General features: G+C 74.8%; 16 protein-coding genes. 10 read left to right on the top strand and 6 right to left on the bottom strand.

Annotated elements, in window-relative coordinates; genetic code table 11:
* Nucleotides 1–4 precede the first annotated feature (4 nt).
* From MTO91_RS21070 to MTO91_RS21060, 3 genes are all read left to right on the top strand, one after another.
* A complete protein-coding gene (locus MTO91_RS21070; protein ID WP_476652451.1) occupies nt 5–1,537 on the top strand; it encodes an aldehyde dehydrogenase family protein in 1,533 nt (510 codons plus the stop codon).
* A 140-nt stretch (nt 1,538–1,677) separates the two neighbouring features.
* Nucleotides 1,678–3,462 (top strand): 3-hydroxyacyl-CoA dehydrogenase family protein, encoded by a 1,785-nt coding sequence (locus MTO91_RS21065; RefSeq protein WP_405415401.1) that lies wholly within the window; start codon nt 1,678–1,680, stop codon nt 3,460–3,462.
* Between the two features lie 32 nt (nt 3,463–3,494).
* Nucleotides 3,495–3,812, top strand: coding sequence for a hypothetical protein (locus MTO91_RS21060; protein ID WP_062397326.1), 318 nt, complete (start codon nt 3,495–3,497; stop codon nt 3,810–3,812).
* A 143-nt stretch (nt 3,813–3,955) separates the two neighbouring features.
* Here MTO91_RS21060 and MTO91_RS21055 read toward each other — a convergent pair whose 3' ends face one another.
* The 3 genes from MTO91_RS21055 to mce form a co-directional block, all read right to left on the bottom strand.
* The gene (locus MTO91_RS21055; protein WP_476652449.1) at nt 3,956–5,302 is read right to left on the bottom strand and encodes a hypothetical protein; all 1,347 of its coding nucleotides are present in this window, start codon (nt 5,300–5,302) and stop codon (nt 3,956–3,958) included.
* A gap of 130 nt (nt 5,303–5,432) precedes the next feature.
* Nucleotides 5,433–6,764: a crotonyl-CoA carboxylase/reductase gene (gene ccrA / locus MTO91_RS21050; protein ID WP_062397321.1), complete on the bottom strand. Its 1,332-nt coding sequence runs from the start codon at nt 6,762–6,764 to the stop codon at nt 5,433–5,435.
* 189 nt (nt 6,765–6,953) lie between these two features.
* On the bottom strand, nt 6,954–7,412 hold the full coding sequence (gene mce, locus MTO91_RS21045) for a methylmalonyl-CoA epimerase (RefSeq protein WP_062397320.1): 459 nt from the start codon (nt 7,410–7,412) through the stop codon (nt 6,954–6,956).
* A 138-nt stretch (nt 7,413–7,550) separates the two neighbouring features.
* Between mce and MTO91_RS21040 the strand changes: the two genes are divergently transcribed.
* Both MTO91_RS21040 and meaB read left to right on the top strand, forming a co-directional pair.
* On the top strand, nt 7,551–8,738 hold the full coding sequence (locus MTO91_RS21040; RefSeq protein ID WP_208824852.1) for an acetyl-CoA C-acetyltransferase: 1,188 nt from the start codon (nt 7,551–7,553) through the stop codon (nt 8,736–8,738).
* A 75-nt stretch (nt 8,739–8,813) separates the two neighbouring features.
* Entirely contained in the window at nt 8,814–9,806 is a 993-nt protein-coding gene (gene meaB, locus MTO91_RS21035) for a methylmalonyl Co-A mutase-associated GTPase MeaB (protein ID WP_405415408.1), read from the top strand.
* 13 nt (nt 9,807–9,819) lie between these two features.
* Here meaB and MTO91_RS21030 read toward each other — a convergent pair whose 3' ends face one another.
* Entirely contained in the window at nt 9,820–10,938 is a 1,119-nt protein-coding gene (locus MTO91_RS21030) for a helix-turn-helix domain-containing protein (protein ID WP_476652448.1), read from the bottom strand.
* Between the two features lie 84 nt (nt 10,939–11,022).
* On the opposite strand from MTO91_RS21030, the gene MTO91_RS21025 reads away from it, so the two are divergent.
* A complete protein-coding gene (locus MTO91_RS21025) occupies nt 11,023–11,217 on the top strand; it encodes a hypothetical protein (RefSeq protein ID WP_357436724.1) in 195 nt (64 codons plus the stop codon).
* Between the two features lie 10 nt (nt 11,218–11,227).
* Here MTO91_RS21025 and MTO91_RS21020 read toward each other — a convergent pair whose 3' ends face one another.
* A complete protein-coding gene (locus tag MTO91_RS21020) occupies nt 11,228–11,731 on the bottom strand; it encodes a MarR family winged helix-turn-helix transcriptional regulator (protein ID WP_357436720.1) in 504 nt (167 codons plus the stop codon).
* A gap of 65 nt (nt 11,732–11,796) precedes the next feature.
* Between MTO91_RS21020 and MTO91_RS21015 the strand changes: the two genes are divergently transcribed.
* Nucleotides 11,797–12,111, top strand: a complete 315-nt coding sequence (locus tag MTO91_RS21015; protein WP_357436714.1) for a thiamine-binding protein — start codon at nt 11,797–11,799, stop codon at nt 12,109–12,111.
* Complete coding sequence (locus MTO91_RS21010; protein WP_476652447.1) at nt 12,108–12,911, top strand: alpha/beta fold hydrolase; 804 nt, start codon at nt 12,108–12,110, stop codon at nt 12,909–12,911. Before MTO91_RS21015 ends, MTO91_RS21010 begins: the two co-directional genes overlap by 4 nt.
* Before the next feature lie 163 nt (nt 12,912–13,074).
* Here the strand turns inward: MTO91_RS21010 and MTO91_RS21005 are convergent, their stop codons facing one another.
* Nucleotides 13,075–13,320, bottom strand: coding sequence for a hypothetical protein (locus MTO91_RS21005; RefSeq protein WP_062397308.1), 246 nt, complete (start codon nt 13,318–13,320; stop codon nt 13,075–13,077).
* A gap of 474 nt (nt 13,321–13,794) precedes the next feature.
* Here MTO91_RS21005 and MTO91_RS21000 point away from each other — a divergent pair, with 474 nt between their 5' ends.
* Together MTO91_RS21000 and MTO91_RS20995 are read left to right on the top strand one after the other, a co-directional pair.
* Complete coding sequence (locus tag MTO91_RS21000) at nt 13,795–14,742, top strand: tetratricopeptide repeat protein (RefSeq protein WP_476652445.1); 948 nt, start codon at nt 13,795–13,797, stop codon at nt 14,740–14,742.
* Between the two features lie 117 nt (nt 14,743–14,859).
* Nucleotides 14,860–16,179: a glycosyltransferase family 87 protein gene (locus MTO91_RS20995; protein ID WP_476652443.1), complete on the top strand. Its 1,320-nt coding sequence runs from the start codon at nt 14,860–14,862 to the stop codon at nt 16,177–16,179.
* Nucleotides 16,180–16,191: the final 12 nt, after the last annotated feature.

The following is a 16,191-nucleotide window of genomic DNA, read 5'->3' as shown; positions in this document are numbered from 1 at the left end:
CCGCGTGAGTGCCACCGCCGCTGACTCCGCCCGCACGACCGCCGCCGTGCCCGCCTCGGGGGACTTCGCGTCCCTCTCCCCGCGCACCGGGGAGGAGCTCGCCCGCTACCCCGTCCACGACGGCGAGCACGTGCGTGCCGCCGTCCGCGACGCCGGCGAGGCCGGGGTGTGGTGGGACGGGCTCGGGTTCGCCGAGCGCCGTCGCCGGCTCGCGGCCTGGAAGAAGGTGCTGGTCGCGCAGCTCGACCGGGTTGCCGGTGTCGTCGCCGCCGAGACCGGCAAGCCGCTCGACGACGCCCGCCTCGAGGTCGTGCTCGCCATCGACCACCTGGACTGGGCCTCGGCCAACGCCGCGAAGGTGCTCGGGAAGCGTTCGGTGTCCCCGGGCCTGCTGATGGCGAATCAGGCGGCGTCGGTGGCGTACCGGCCGCTGGGCGTCGTCGGCGTCATCGGGCCGTGGAACTACCCGATCTTCACCCCGATGGGCTCGATCGCCTACGCGCTGGCCGCCGGCAACACCGTGGTGTTCAAGCCCTCGGAGCTGACCCCGGGCGTCGGGCACGAGATCGCCCGCACGCTCGCCGAGGCCGTTCCCGAGGTGGGCCGCCACCCGCTGCTGACCGTCGTCACCGGGTTCGGGCCGACCGGCGCCGAGCTGTGCCGCGCCCCCGGCGTCGGCAAGATCGCGTTCACCGGGTCCGCCGCGACCGGCCGCCGGGTGATGGCCTCCTGCGCGGAGAACCTGGTTCCGGTGCTCATGGAGTGCGGCGGCAAGGACCCGCTGATCGTCGACGCCGACGCCGACCTCGACGCCGCCGCGGACGCCGCCGTCTGGGGCGGGATGTCCAACGCGGGCCAGACCTGCGTCGGGGTGGAGCGGGTCTACGTCGTCGAGTCCGTCGCGGGCCGGTTCCTGGAGAAGGTGCGGGCCTCGGCGTCGAAGCTGCAGGTCGGCACGGCCACGAACGAGGGTGACCTCGGGCCGATGACGATGCCGTCGCAGACCGAGATCGTGCGCCGGCACGTCACCGACGCCCTGGAGCGCGGTGGCCGCGCGATCGTCGGCGGCGCCGAGTCGGTGCCCGCCCAGGGCGGGTCGATCTCGCCGGTCGTCATCGCCGACGTGCCCGAGGACTCCGTCGCGGTCACCGAGGAGACCTTCGGCCCGCTGGTCGTGGTCAACCGGGTGCCCGACGTCGACGAGGCGGTCCGCCGCGCCAACGCCACCGGCTACGGCCTCGGCGCGACCGTGTTCTCCGCGAAGCACGGCGAGCAGATCGCCGAGCGGCTCCGCTGCGGGATGGTCTCGATCAACGGCGTGATCTCCTTCGCCGGGATCCCGTCGCTGCCCTTCGGCGGGGTGGGGGAGTCCGGCTTCGGACGCATCCACGGCGCCGACGGCCTGCGCGAGTTCACCCGCGCCCAGTCGATCGCCCGGCAGCGGTTCGGGATGCCGATCGTCGTCACCAGCTTCCGGCGGACCGCGCGCACGATGCAGACGCTGGTCGGGATCGTCAAGGCCCGCCACGGGCGCTGAGGGACCCCCTCACCCGACGACCAGGACCGTTCCCGCACGTCGGGGTGGTCCTGGTCGCATGTTACCCACTGGTAGCACCGCTGGATGACAGGATGCGCGACGACGCGGAAGACAGGGTTGTCGAACCAGGAGGTTGCAGCGTGACACGTGAGTTCCGGACCGTCGGAGTGGTCGGCCTCGGCACGATGGGGGCGGGCATCGTCGAGGTCTTCGCCCGCAACGGTCTCGACGTGGTCGCCGTCGAGGTGGACGAGGCGTCGGGAGAGCGCGGCCGGGCCCACCTGACGGCCTCGACCGACCGCGCCATCGAGCGCGGCAAGCTCACCCGGGAGCAGGCGGACGAGCTCCTCGGTCGCATCACCGTCACCACCACCCTGGCCGACCTGGCGCCGGCGCAGCTGGTCGTCGAGGCCATCCCGGAGAGCCTGGACGCCAAGACCGCGCTGCTGGCCGAGGTCGACAAGGTCGTCGCCGAGGACACCATCCTCGCCTCGAACACCTCGTCGCTGTCGGTCACCGAGCTGGCCGTGCGCACCACCCGCCCCGGCAAGGTCGTCGGGATGCACTTCTTCAACCCGGCACCGGTGCAGAAGCTGGTCGAGGTCGTGCGGACCGTCGTCACCGAGCCCGACGTCATCTCCGACGTCCAGGCGTTCGCCGACTCCCTCGGCAAGGTCCCGGTCGTCATCGGCGACCGCGCCGGCTTCATCGCCAACGCGCTGCTGTTCGGCTACCTGAACCACGCGGCGAAGATGTACGCCGAGCGCTACGCCAGCCGCGAGGACCTCGACGCCGGCATGCGCTACGGCTGCGGCTACCCGATGGGTCCGCTGGCCCTGCTCGACCTCATCGGCCTGGACACCGCCTACGAGATCCTCGAGACGATGTACGGCGAGTCGCGCAACCTGATGCACGCGCCGAACCCGGTGTTCAAGCAGATGATCACCGCCGGGCTGCTCGGCCGGAAGACCGGGCGCGGCTTCTACACCTACTCCGCCCCGCACAGCTCCACCGTCGTCGCCGACGGCGAGACCCCCGCCTCGGCCGTGCCCGACGACGTGACCCTGCGCGACGTGCAGCGGGTCGGCGTGATCGGCACCGGCACCATGGCCTCGGGCATCGTCGAGGTGTTCGCCAAGGCCGGCTACGACGTCGTCGTCCGCGGGCGCAGCGACTCCAAGGTCGAGGGCTCGGTCGCGCTGGTGCGCAAGTCCCTGGACAAGGCGGTCGCCCGCGGCAAGCTGGACGAGGCGGGTCGCGACGCCGTCCTCGCCCGGATCAGCGGCACCACCGCGCTGGAGGACATGGCCGAGGTCGACCTCGTCGTCGAGGCCGTCGCCGAGGAGCTCGACGTCAAGCGGGCGATGTTCGGCGCGCTCGACGAGATCTGCAAGCCGGGCGCGATCCTGGCGACGACGACGTCCTCGCTGCCCGTCGTCGAGTGCGCCGCGGTCACGAGCCGCCCCGGCGACGTGATCGGCATGCACTTCTTCAACCCCGCACCGGTGATGAAGCTGGTCGAGGTGGTGTCCACGATCGGCACCTCGCGCGATGTGGCCGCCACGATCCTCGACGTGTGCCAGAAGCTGAAGAAGGTCCCGGTCAGCTGCGGTGACCGGGCCGGGTTCATCGTCAACGCGCTGCTGTTCCCGTACCTGAACGACGCGGTCAAGATGCTGGAGGCGCACTACGCGACCGCCGACGACATCGACGCCGCCATGAAGACCGGCTGCGCGCTGCCGATGGGCCCGTTCGAGCTGCTCGACGTCGTCGGGCTCGACGTGTCGCTGGCGATCGAGAAGTCCCTCTACGCCGAGTTCCACCAGGCCGGGTTCGCCCCCGCGCCGCTGCTGGAGCACCTGGTCACCGCGGGCCGGCTCGGGCGCAAGACCGGTCACGGGTTCCGGGACTACACCAAGCGCTGAGGGATCCCGGCACCCCTGGGACACTGGGGGGCATGGCAGGACGGCGTGCGCGACGGCCCCGCCCCTCGGAACGGGGGCGGGGCCGTCCCGTCGCGCCACCGCTGGGCAGCGGCATGACGACCGACCTGGAGAGCGGCCGCGACGGCGAGCACTACGTCCGCCGGGTGCCGGGCGGCACCACCGTGAAGCACTACCGGTGCCCCGGCTGCGACCAGCTGCTGCCCTCGGGGATGCCGCACGTGGTGACCTGGCCCGCCGAGGACGGCCGCGGGGTCGAGGAGCGGCGGCACTGGCACCTGCCGTGCTGGAACGCGCGCGACCGTCGGCGGGCGGGCTTCCGGCGGCACTGAGCGGCGCGGTGCCGGTTCCCGGCGGTACCGAACGGCACGGTGCCGGTTCCCGGTGGTACCGAGCGGCGCGGTGCGGTTCCCGGCGGCTCCGCGCCGCGCGGGGCCGGTTCCCGGCCGTACCGCGCCGCGCGGACGGGTCCCGCTCAGCGGGTGCGTGCGGTGCGCTTGCTGCCGCCGTAGCTGCTGCGGGCCCGCGGCGAGGGCCGGGGGCGGTCGGACCCGGAGCTCCCGCTGCCCGTCGGCCCGGCCGGGGGCTCCGGCTCGCTCCCCGCGGCGGCGGGCTGGCGCTCCGTCGCCGCGACGGCCTCCTCGACCGTGCGGGGCGTGCTCGGGGGGGTGTCGGCCGCGCCCGGCGCCGTGGGAGCCACGGTGGTCGGCGGCTCGGCGGTCCCGGCCGCGGGCTGCTCGACGGGGGCCTGCCCCGCGGGCGGCCCGTCGGCGGGCAGGTCGGCCAGGGCCGGGCCCGCATCGAGGTCGTCGACGCCGGACTCGATGAGCGACCGCGCGCCACGCAGCTGCTCGGCGACCCGGGCGCGCAGCCCGATGAGCTGCTCGACGCGGCGCTGGGCGGCGGAGGTGGTCTCCTCCGCGTCCCGGCGGGCGTCGGACCGGATCTTCTCGCCGTCGGTGCGGGCCTGGTCCAGGTCACGGCGGATCCGCTCGGCGGCCTCGCGCTCACGGCGCGAGATGTCGGCCTCGAGCGCGTCGCGCTCGGCGAACAGCGAGGTCAGCGCCTCGGCACGGCGCTGGTCCATCGCGATCCGGAAGTCGTGCTCGACCTGCTCGCGGTTCTCCCGGGCCTCGGTGTCGGCGCGGGTGATCCGGGCGGTGACGGTGCGCTCGGCCTCGGTGAGCTCGCGCTCGGTGGTGCTGCGCTGCTCGGCGAGGTCGCGCTCGGTCGTCGTGCGCTGCTCGGCCAGTTCGGCCTCGGTGACGCGCCGCCGCTCGGCGAGCTCGGCCTCGGTGCGCTCACGCAGCGCCGCCAGCTCCCGCTCGACGCGGGACTGCTTCTCCTCGGCGGCGCGCTCCCGCTCGGCGGTCCGGTGCGCGGCCTCCGCGGCCGTGGCCTCGGCCTGTGCGACCGTCTGCTCGGCCCGGACGCGCGCGTCCTCGACGACGGCGCGGGCGTGCTCCTCGGCCCGGCGGCGCTGCTCGGCGATCTCGCGGTTCGCCGCGGCGTGCATCTCGGCGACCTCGTCCTCGGCGAGACGCAGCATCGACCGGAGCCGCTCGCTCATGCCCTGCACGCTCTGCGGCGGGCCGGCGAGCCGGTTGACCTGCTGCTGCATGGCCTCGGCGCGGGTACGGGCGTCGTCGAGCTCGCGGCTCAGCCGGGTGTTCTGGGCGACCGCCGCGTCACGGTCGGCCGCCAGCATGCGTACCTCGGCGTCGAGCCGGCGCAGGTGGCTGTCGACCTGCGCCTGGTCGTAGCCGCGGCGCGCGATCGAGAAACCGGTCCGGGGTACGGGCACATCGTGGTCACCGGCCATGTCGTTCACCGTACCGTCGCCGACGTTCCACAGACGTGAGTTCGCACCGAGGGTCACGGGGTTCACCCCGCTATGGACAGAGGCCCCGTCCGTGTGACACGGACGGGGCCTCCGGACGACCGATCGGGGGTCAGACGCCGCGGAACCGGTTGATGCCGGACAGGTGCTTCTCGCGCTTCTCCGGGTTCGTGACACCGAGTCCCTCCTCGGGAGCCAGCGCGAGCACGCCGACCTTGCCCTGGTGGAGGTTCTGCTTGACGTCGTTGGCGGCCTGGCCGGTCTCGGTCAGCGGGTACACCCGCGACAGCGTCGGGTGGATCATGCCCTTGGCGACGAGCCGGTTGGCCTCGTAGGCCTCGCGGTAGTTCGCGAAGTGCGAGCCGACGATCCGCTTGAGGTTCATCCACAGGTAGCGGTTGTCGAACTCGTGCATGTAGCCCGAGGTCGAGGCGCAGGTGACGATCTGGCCGCCCTTGCGGGTGACGTAGACCGAGGCGCCGAAGGTCTCGCGGCCCGGGTGCTCGAAGACGATGTCAGGGTCCTCGCCGCCGGTGAGCTCGCGGATCTTCGCGCCGAGCCGCTTCCACTCCTTCGGGTCCTGGGTGGTCTCGTCCTTCCAGAACTTGTAGCCCTCGGCGTTGCGGTCGATGACCAGCTCCGCGCCCATGTCGCGGCAGATCTGGGCCTTCTCCTCCGAGGAGACGACGCAGATCGGGGTGGCGCCGCCGTTGAGGGCGAACTGGGTGGCGTAGGAGCCGAGGCCGCCGGAGGCGCCCCAGATCAGCACGACGTCGCCCTGCTTCATGTCGGCGCCGTTCTTCGACACCAGCTGGCGGTAGGCGGTGGAGTTGACCAGGCCCGGGGACGCGGCCTCCTCCCAGGTGAGGTGGTCCGGCTTCGGCATCAGCTGGTTGGACTTGACCAGGGCCAGCTCGGCGAGGCCGCCGAAGTTGGTCTCGAAGCCCCAGATGCGCTGCTCCGGGTCCATCATCGTGTCGGAGTGCCCGTCCGGGCTCTCCAGCTCGACCGAGAGGCAGTGCGCGACGACCTGGTCGCCCGGCTTCCAGCTGTTCACGCCCGGCCCGGTCCGCACGACGACGCCGGCGAGGTCGGAGCCGACCACGTGGTAGGGCAGGTCGTGCCGCTTGGCCAGCGGCGAGAGCTTGCCGTAGCGCTTGAGGAAGCTGAACGTCGAGACCGGCTCGAAGATCGAGGTCCAGACGGTGTTGTAGTTGATCGCGCTGGCCATGACGGCCACGAGCGCCTCACCGGGGCCGAGCTCGGGGACCGGGACGTCCTCGACGCGCAGGCTCTTGCGCGGGTCCTTCTCCTTGGTGGTCAGACCCTCGAACATGTCCGCGTCCTCGGCGCGGACGGTGACGCCCTGGTAGTGCTCGGGCACCTCCAGGCCTCCGACGTCGGTGAACCGTCCGGCGAGGATGGCGTCGCGGATGTCCTTCACTGCTGGCCTCCGATGGCGACGTTGTCAGGGGAGTCGGGTGGGCTCACCCGATGATGCTTGGGATACCGCAAGTTACTGCGTAGTATCTTAACCGTAGGTCGCCGGTGAGGGTGATACCCGAAGTGCGCTTCGTGATGCACCCCACCGGACGTCCGTACTGTCCTTCGGGACGGGGTCGTGCGTCGTCCGTCAGTGCGCGTCCGCGGCCGGCTCGACGAGCTCGACCAGCACCCCGCCGGCGTCCTTCGGGTGCACGAAGTTGACCTTCGAGTTCGACGTGCCGCGGCGGGGGGCGTCGTAGAGCAGGCGCAGGCCCTTCGCCCGCAGCGCGTCCGCCGCGGCGGCGACGTCGGTGACCCGGTAGGCGACCTGCTGCAGCCCCGGGCCGTTGCGGCCGATGAACTTCGCGATCGTCGAGTCCTCGTTCAGCGGGGCGAGCAGCTGCACCTTCGTGGCGCCGGCCGCCTCGCCGGGCGCCCCGAGCATGGCCTCGCGCACGCCCTGCTCGGTGTTGGTCTCGGTGTGCACCGCGACCAGGCCCAGGTTCTCCGCGTACCAGCGGATGGCCTCGTCCAGGTCGGGCACCGCGATGCCCACGTGGTCCACGGCCACGACCAGCGGCGACAGGGCGTCCTCGGTTGTCGTCATGGGGGCAGAAGCTACCGGTTCTACTCGTCGGTAGGTGCCTGTGCCACTGGTCACCCCCACCGTTCGGTGCGTCCGGACGGGTCGTGGCCGTGGGTATGGTGGCGGCCCACCTGACAACGAAGCCTGATGGAGGACCCCGTGTCCGGAACCGTGATCGTCGCCGGCGCCCGCACCCCGATGGGCCGTCTGCTCGGCTCCCTGAAGGGCTTCTCCGGGGCCCAGCTGGGCGGCGTGGCCATCAAGGCCGCGCTCGAGCGCGCCGGTGTGGCCCCCGACCAGGTCCAGTACACGATCATGGGGCAGGTCCTCACCGCCGGCGCGGGACAGATCCCGGCGCGTCAGGCCGCCGTCGAGGCCGGCATCCCGATGGACGTCCCGGCGCTGACCATCAACAAGGTCTGCCTGTCCGGTGTCGACGCCATCGCGCTGGCCGACCAGCTCATCCGCGCCGGCGAGTTCGACATCGTCGTCGCCGGTGGCCAGGAGTCGATGACCCAGGCCCCGCACCTGCTCACCAAGTCCCGCGAGGGCACCAAGTTCGGTGACGCCACCCTCACCGACCACATGGCCTACGACGGTCTGTTCTGCGCGTTCGACCAGGTCGCGATGGGCGCCTCCACCGAGAAGTACAACGAGCGCTACGGCCTGACCCGCGAGGAGCAGGACGCCTTCTCCGCCCGCTCGCACCAGCGCGCAGCCCGCGCCGCGCAGGACGGCACGTTCGACCAGGAGATCGCCCCGGTCGAGATCCCGCAGCGCAAGGGCGACCCGGTCGTCTTCTCGACCGACGAGGGCGTGCGCGGCGACACCACCGCCGAGGGCCTCGGCAAGCTCCGCCCCGCCTTCGCCGCCGACGGCACCATCACCGCGGGGTCGGCCTCGCAGATCTCCGACGGCGCGGCCGCCGTGGTCGTGATGAGCAAGGCCAAGGCCGAGGAGCTGGGCCTGGACTGGATCGCCGAGATCGGCGCGCACGGCGTCGTCGCCGGTCCGGACGCCTCGCTGCACGAGCAGCCCGCGAACGCGATCGCCAAGGCGTGCGAGAAGGAGGGCATCCAGCCCGCCGACCTCGACCTCATCGAGATCAACGAGGCGTTCGCCGCGGTCGGCATCGTCTCCGCCCGCAAGCTCGGCATCGACGAGGAGAAGGTGAACGTCGACGGCGGCGCCATCGCCCTCGGCCACCCGATCGGCATGTCCGGCGCGCGGATCGCGCTGCACCTGGCGCTCGCGCTCAAGGCGCGCGGTGGCGGCGTCGGTGCGGCCGCGCTGTGCGGCGGCGGTGGCCAGGGCGACGCGCTGATCGTGCGCGTCCCCAAGGCCTGATCTCCGTGTAGTCCGCGTCGGCCCCCGCCTCGGCGGGGGCCGACGTGCATCCGCCCCCCGACAAGGAGGCCGACCGTGCCCGGACCGCCGGACCCCCGCGACCTGGTGGAACGCGCCCGCCGCGGCGAACAGCTCGCCGTCGCCCGGCTCATCTCGATGGTGGAGAACGCCGGCCCGCAGCTGCGGGAGGTGTCGGCGGCGCTGTCGCCGCACACCGGGCGCGCGCACGTCGTCGGGCTGACCGGGTCCCCGGGGGTGGGCAAGTCGACGTCGACGTCGGCGCTGGTCACCGAGCTGCGGACGCGCGGACGCCGGGTCGGGGTGCTGGCGGTGGACCCGTCCTCACCGTTCAGCGGCGGGGCGCTGCTGGGCGACCGGGTGCGGATGGGCGACCACGCCGACGACGACGGCGTCTTCATCCGGTCGATGGCCACCCGCGGGCACCTGGGCGGGCTGTCCTGGGCGACGCCGCAGGCCCTGCGGGTACTCGACGCGGCGGGCTGCGACGTCGTGCTGATCGAGACCGTCGGTGTCGGGCAGTCCGAGGTGGAGATCGTCGGGCTCGCCGACAGCACCGTCGTGCTGCTCGCGCCCGGGATGGGCGACGGCATCCAGGCGGCCAAGGCCGGGATCCTGGAGATCGGCGACGTCTTCGTGGTCAACAAGGCCGACCGCGAGGGGGCCCGCCGCACGGTGCGCGAGCTGCGGAACATGCTGCACCTGCGCACGCCGGACGGTGCCGAGAGGAGCGCAGGCGGAACGAGCATCGGCGCCGAGCCGTGGGAGCCGCCGGTGCTCTCGACGGTCGCGTCCCGCTCGGAGGGGATCGGGGCCGTCGCCGACGCCCTCGACGAGCACCTCGCCTGGGCCGAGAAGTCCGGTGAACGGGAACGGCGGCGCCGCGAGCGGGCGCGCCGCGAGATCGAGGGCATCGGGATGGAACAGGTCCGGGCCCGGATGGAACGGGTGCGTGGCGGCGACGCGCTCGACACCCTCACCGAGCGGGTGCTGGGCGGCGAGCTGGACCCGTGGGCCGCCGCCGACGAGCTGCTGGAACAGTCGGGCTGAGCCGGTACCCCGGTCAGGGGGGCGTGGCCCCGGGCAGCGTCGCGAGCCGGTCGAGGACGCGCTGCGACCCGCTGCGCAGGGCGAGTGCCCGGGCCCGGGCGTGGGCGGCCCGCGCGGCGGGGCCGTCGCCGTCGCGCAGGGCGGTGAGCACCTCGTCCAGGGCGAGGTCGGTGCGCTCGCGGACCGGCCTCTGCGGCGGGCCGTCGGCGACGGTGAGCCACCCGGGCGCGGTGTGGACGTCGACGGTCGGGCAGGGCCCGGGGCCGGCCCGTCCGGTCCCGCCGCTGTCCCCGGTCCCGCCGCTGTGCCCGGTCTCGCCGCTGTGCCCGGTCTCGTCCCCGGTCTCGTCCCCGGGCCCGGCGGCGCCCGTCGAGGTGGCCGCGCGCCGTCCGGTGGCGCCGTGCGGTCCGGCCGGATCCGGAGCACCGTCCTGCGCGTCGACGGCCGGCAGCTCGGCCAGCAGCCGCTCCCGCCGGTGCCGGGCCTCGTCCGCGGTCCCCGGGTCACCGGCTCGCAGGGCGGCGGACTCCGCCTCGACGTAGGCCGCCCACGCCCGGTCCGGGGCGGCACGGTCGCGTTCCTGGTCCCCGAGCCGCAGCGCGGCCGCGGCCAGCAGCCCGGTGAGCGCCCGCACCCGGCGCGGGTCCCGCGCGTGCGCGGCCGGCTCGCGCAGCTGGGCGACCACGGCGGCCACCGCGTCGTGGGCGGCGGCCGTGCCCAACCGGTCGTCCAGCGCGGTGGTGGCGGCCCACTGGGCGCGCAGCAGGTCCAGCTCCTCCTCCCCGACGGCGGCGGCCCGCTCCAGCGCCGCGCGCAGCCGCGCCGCCCCGTCGAGGGGGTCCGGCCCGGTCGCGTCGGCGAGGCCGAGCCCGGCGGGGGTGCTGTCGTACAGCTCGGCGAGGAGGGCGCGGTGCGCGGCGTCCGGGACGGCGTGGCCGTTCTCCCAGCGCGACAGCTGGGTCTTCAGGCTCGCGGCCCGCGCGGTGCCGCCGCTCCCGGCGACGAGCTCGGCCAGCGCGCGGGCCGCCTCGGACTGGGACCAGCCCCGCCGGTCGCGCGCCGCCCGCAGCGCCGCGCCGGTACCGGGCCGGGCGGGGGAGGGCCGGTCGGCAGAGGGCGGTGGAGCGTGCACGCGACCGATTCTGTCGGTGCCCCGTCGTAGGGTCAACACCGTTGACGCAACCCGTGTCACCACCACCCCCGAATCCTCCGGAGCGTGCCCGTGGACCTCATCGACTACCTGGCGTGCGTGGGTCTGTCCGGCCTCAGCGGAGCGCTGGCCGGGCGGGCCGCGGTGCGGCGGATGCTGTGGCCCCGGCCGCCCCGCGGATCGGTGATGCGCAGCTGGCGCGGCCCGGGACACGGCGGTCCGCCACCGGGCGGGCCGGGACGGCGGAGACGGGCCGGCTGAGGTGCGCGGATCAGGCGAAGTCGCCGGCGGCGCGGCGCACCGAGCGCAGCAGCGCGGTCAGCTGCTCCTCCTCCGCCGGGTCCAGCCCGGACAGGCCGAAGTCGATGCCGGTCACCGCGGCCGTGGCCTTCTCCAGCCGGGCGCGCCCCTCGGTGGTCAGCTCGACCAGGGTGGCGCGGCGGTCGGTGGGGTGCGGCATCCGCCGGACGAGGTCGTCGCCCTGCAGGCGGTCGACGATGTTGGTCACGCTCGTCGGGTGCAGCTGCAGGCGCTCGCCCATCACCCGCATCGGGAGGCTGCCGCGGCGCGCGAAGTCCAGCAGCACCAGGGCCTCGTAGCGGGCGAAGGTCAGCCCGTGCGGCCGCAGCGCCGTGTCGACGGCGGAGAGCAGGATCTGCTGCACCCGCATCACGCTGGTGACCGTCGCCATCGTGCGCGCGGGGCCGACCCGCTCCTCCCAGAGCTCGGCCGCACGCTGGATCGGGTCGAAGGGGAGCGACCCGCGGGATGCCATGGCCCGACGCTAGCAAGTGCCGTGACCGGATCCGTTCCGTACGCCGGGCGTGGCACGGTGTCGGCATGCTCTTCGCCTTCAGCATCGCCCCGTCCGGATCGGACTCCGGGGACGGCAGCGTCGGTGCGGCCGTCGCCGAGGCCGTCCGGGTGGTCCGCGAGTCCGGCCTGCCGAACGAGACCACCTCGATGTTCACCACGATCGAGTCCGAGACCTGGGACGAGGGGATGGCGGTGGTCAAGCGCGCCGTCGAGGCCGTCACCGCCGTGTCGCCGCGGGTCAGCCTGGTCCTCAAGGCCGACATCCGGCCCGGGTACCAGGGGCAGCTGCGGGCCAAGGTGGAGCGGGTCGAGGAGCACCTGCGCGGGGGCGGCGCGTGAGCGCCCCGGCCGGACCGGGGGCCGGGGGACCCGGTCCGGCACGGGTCGTGCTGGTCCACGGCGCCTGGCACCGCGGGGTGTCGTGGGCGCCGGTGGCCGAGGCACTGGCGGCCCGGGGTGTGGCGGCGGTCGCGCCGGACCTCCCGTCCGACGAGCCGGGGGTCGGCCACGCCGAGCTCGTCGGCGCGGTCCTGTCCGGGGCCGGCGACGGGCCGGGCGGGCCCGGTCACCGGGGCGACGGTCCGCCGCTCGTGCTGGTCGGCCACTCGCTCGGCGGCCTCGTGGCCACCGCGGCCGCCGGCCGGATCGCCGACCGCGTCCGGGCGCTGGTCCTGGTCGCGGCGCTCGTCCCCGAGCCGGGTCGTCCCTACCGGGACCGGATGCGTGCCGAGCGCGACCTGATGGTCGCCGGCTACGACGCGGAGGTCCGTCGCGGCCCGGGGGTCAGCACGTACTGGCCGGACGCACGGACCGTCGCCGACGGGCTCTACCGGGGCGTCGCCGACGAGCTCGACGCGGCGGGACGCGACGGGCGGGCCGTGGTCGCGGACGCGGCGGCGGAGCTGCGCCTGCAGGACTGGTCGCTGCTCGCCGAGCCGTGCCCGGTGTCGTCGTGGCCCGCGGTGCCGACGGTGTCGGTGGTGTGCGCGGAGGACCGGGTCGTCAGCCCCGTCGCGGGACGGCGGGAGGCGGACCGGGTCGGCGCGCGGCTCGTGGAGCTCGCGGGCGGGCACTTCCCGATGCTCACCCGGCCGGAGGAGACGGCGGAGCTGCTGGCCGGGCTCGCCGCGCCGGCCTGACGACGGGCCCTGCCGGCCGACGCGCACCGGGGCGGGGTCACCGGAGCGCCGGTGGCCGGGACGACGACGGCCGGTGACGGGAGACCCGTCACCGGCCGTCGGGCGCCCGGACCGGGTCCGGAGGCCGTGTCGTCGTCGCGGCGTACCGCGAGGAGGGCCGTCGTCAGCCCGCCATGATCGTCGAGAAGTAGTACACGCCGGCGAGGATCCCGACGAAGCTGACGGTCATGCCGATCTGGGCGAGCTTGGCCATGCCCGGCTTACGGTAGGCGAGGAAGCCGGTGACCAGGCCCGCGGCACCCAGGATCCAGGCGGCGATCGGGACGAGGAACGCGGCGATCGCGATGATGCCCAGCGCCAGCGACGCGTAGGCCAGGGTCGGCTTGTCGGTCGTCTGCATGTTGCTCATCGGGTTGGAGCCCTCCGTTGTGCGCCGGGGTGCCGGCGGTCGTTCTGTCGGGGAAGGGAACCGCGGGGTGGGGCAACCGGGGGAACGCCCCGCCGCGGTCACGCAGAGTCAGCATCGAGTCCCTGCAGGGTGTTCAACGAGTGACGACGCCCGGTGTTGCTCCGCCGGTCCGGTGATCGTGGGAGCGCCGTCGTCCCCGCCGTCGGCCGTGCGGCCCGGTACCGGGGGCCGGGCCGGCGACCGAACGGCGCAGGGGCGGCCGGACGGAGCAGCGTTGTCCGGGGTGGGGAGGGGACGGGCCGGGAGCGGACGAGGGCCCGAGCCGGCGAGGGGATGACGCCGACCGGCCGGTGGCGCACGCGTCGCGCGGGGGCGCGTGTCACCGGGCGGGGCGTGTCACGCCGGACACCCGGACGTGCCAGGATGGACGGCGTGTCTCGCCCAGATCCTCGTCAGGCGGCCCAGCGTGCGGCGATGTCCTCGGCCATGGCCGGGGCAGTCGACCTCTCCGGGCTGAAGGCCCGTGCCGATGCGGCGAACCGTCCCGCCCCGTCCGGCGGCGGCGCGGGTGCTCCGCCCGCGCCCGGCGGGGGCGAGGGCTCCTGGGTCGTCGACGCGACCGAGCAGGGCTTCCAGAACGAGGTCCTCGAGCCGTCGCTGCAGGTCCCGGTCGTCGTCGAGCTGTGGGCCAGCCGTTATCCGCGCGAGGAGCAGCTGTCGGCCGAGCTGGAGCGGCTCGCCTCGACCGGCGGCGGCGCCTGGCGCTTGGCCCGGGTCGACATCGACACCCAGCCCCGGGTCGCCCAGGCCTTCGGCGTGCAGCAGGTCCCGATGCTGGTCGTGCTCGTCGGCGGTCAGCCGGTCGACGCGGTCAACGGCGCGATCCCCGAGGACCGGGTCGCCGAGTGGGTGACGTCCCTGCTCGACGCGCTGCGCGACCGGATGCCCGCCATCGCCGAGGGGGAGCGCCGGGCGGCCGCGGCCGGTTCGGACGAGCCTGTCGAGGAGCCCGAGGACCCGCGCTTCACCGCCGCCGAGGACGCCCTGGAACAGGGTGACTACGCCGCCGCCGAGGCCGCCTACACCGCGATCCTCGACACCGAGCCCGCCAACGAGCAGGCGAAGGCGGCGCTGGCGCAGGTCCGCTTCCTCGCCCGCGCCGAGCAGGCCGACCCGTCGTCGATCGAGCGGGCGGACGCCGCGCCCGACGACGTCGACGCCCAGCTCGCCGCGGCCGACGCCGAGCTGGCCGCCGACCGGGTCGAGGCCGCCTTCACCCGGCTGGTCGCCACCGTCGCCCGGACCGGGGGCGAGGACCGTGACCGGGCCCGCGGGCACCTCGTCGGGCTCTTCGAGCTCTTCCCGGCCGACGACCCGCGGGTCGCCACGGCCCGGCGCGCGCTCGCCCGCGCCCTGTTCTGAGCCGGACCCCGCCCCGATGACCCACCGGCCGCCGGAGGTCCGCCTGCGGACCCCGCGGCCGCCGGAGACGGTGCCCACGAGGACCGGGTCGGCATCGGCCGGTCGGCGGGACACGCAATGACCGCGGACCTCCGGTCGGGCCCCGCCGCGGCGGACCCCGTGCGCACGGGGTGGACCGGGCGGACGGCGCGGCGGGCGCGCACGGTGCGCGACGCCGTGCACCGCCTCGCCCGGCCGGTGGCGCCGGTCGTCGCCGTCGCCGCGCTGGTGACCGCGGCACTGCTCTTCCTGCTGGGCGGCCCGCCGTTGCTGCGCTGGATCCCGGCGACCGACATCGCGCGGATGCACGTCGACTTCGACACCTTCCGCGCCTCCGCGTACGCGCTGGTCCGGCACGGCCCGGGCAGCGCCGCGATCTACGACACCGGCGCCCGCCTGCACAACCTCAACCCGCCGCTGCTGTCGGTGCTGCTCGCGCCGCTGGCCCTGCCCGACCCGGTCACCGGCTACCGGCTGCTGACGGCGCTGTCGGTGCTGCTCGTCGCCGGGTCGGTGCTGCTGGTCTGCCGGGAGCTGCGGCTGGGCCGCCGCTGGACGACCGGCGCGCTCGTGGTGGTGCTGGCGTCGTCGCCGCTGCACGGGACGCTGCTGCTGGGCCAGATCTATCCGCTGCTGCTGGCCGGGCTGACCGCGGGCTGGGTCGCCGAACGGCGCGGGCACCCGCTGCTGGCCGCCGCCTGCTACGGCGTGACGGTCGCCCTCAAGCCCTCGCTCGCGCCGGTGCTGCTGCTCCCCGCCGTGCAGGCCCGGTGGCGGCCGTTCGCGGCCGGGATCGCCGCCGCGGCGGTCGCGACGCTCGTCGGCGTCGCCGTCGCCGGGTGGCCGACGGCGTTCCAGTGGCTGGCGATGGCGCTGGCCGAGCCGGTCGGCCCCACCCCGGACAACGCGTCGCTCCCGGGCCAGGCGCTGCGCTGGGGGATCCCGACCGTCGTCGGGACCCTCGTGGGCGCGGGGGTCGCGGTCGGCACGCTCGTCCACCTCGGGCGGCGTACCCGCCGGTACGGAGCGGGCCCGGCCGCGGGCACCGACCCGGGCGGGACGGCGCTGTTCGCGGTGCTCGCCACCGGTCTGCTGGCCGCGCCGATCGCCTGGCACAACTACCTGCTGCTGCTCGTGCCCGGGCTGCTGGCGCTCGTCGCGTCCGGGGAGGCGGGGGACACCCGCCGCCGGGTCGTCGTCGCGGTCGGGTGTCTCGCCGTCGTCCCGGTGAGCTGGTCGGACCTGTGGGCCGACGGCGGCTGGGCGACCCCGCTCGGGCGGGCGCTCTACACGGCGGTGCTCCTGGTGACCTGGTGGTCGCTGCTGCGTCCGGCGACCGGACCGGTTCCCGGCGGGTCCTTCCGCTCTGCGGAAGAGTCGGCCCGCGCACCGGCCTGACGGTCCAGACTC

The organism is Pseudonocardia sp. 2-7, from assembly GCF_056341085.1.
Note: the sequence above shows the minus strand (reverse complement) of the source record. Positions and strands in the feature narration are given on the sequence as shown.

Excerpts from the sequence above, each read along its gene's own strand:
- mce (WP_062397320.1), bottom strand. The coding sequence starts at position 7,412 with ATGACGACAACCGAGGACGCCCTGTCGCCGCTGGTCGTGGCCGTGGAC.
- MTO91_RS21020 (WP_357436720.1), bottom strand. The coding sequence starts at position 11,731 with ATGGCATCCCGCGGGTCGCTCCCCTTCGACCCGATCCAGCGTGCGGCC.
- MTO91_RS21015 (WP_357436714.1), top strand. The coding sequence starts at position 11,797 with ATGCTCTTCGCCTTCAGCATCGCCCCGTCCGGATCGGACTCCGGGGAC.
- MTO91_RS21005 (WP_062397308.1), bottom strand. The coding sequence starts at position 13,320 with ATGAGCAACATGCAGACGACCGACAAGCCGACCCTGGCCTACGCGTCG.
- MTO91_RS21000 (WP_476652445.1), top strand. The coding sequence starts at position 13,795 with ATGTCCTCGGCCATGGCCGGGGCAGTCGACCTCTCCGGGCTGAAGGCC.
- MTO91_RS21060 (WP_062397326.1), top strand. The coding sequence starts at position 3,495 with ATGGCAGGACGGCGTGCGCGACGGCCCCGCCCCTCGGAACGGGGGCGG.
- MTO91_RS20995 (WP_476652443.1), top strand. The coding sequence starts at position 14,860 with ATGACCGCGGACCTCCGGTCGGGCCCCGCCGCGGCGGACCCCGTGCGC.
- MTO91_RS21055 (WP_476652449.1), bottom strand. The coding sequence starts at position 5,302 with ATGGCCGGTGACCACGATGTGCCCGTACCCCGGACCGGTTTCTCGATC.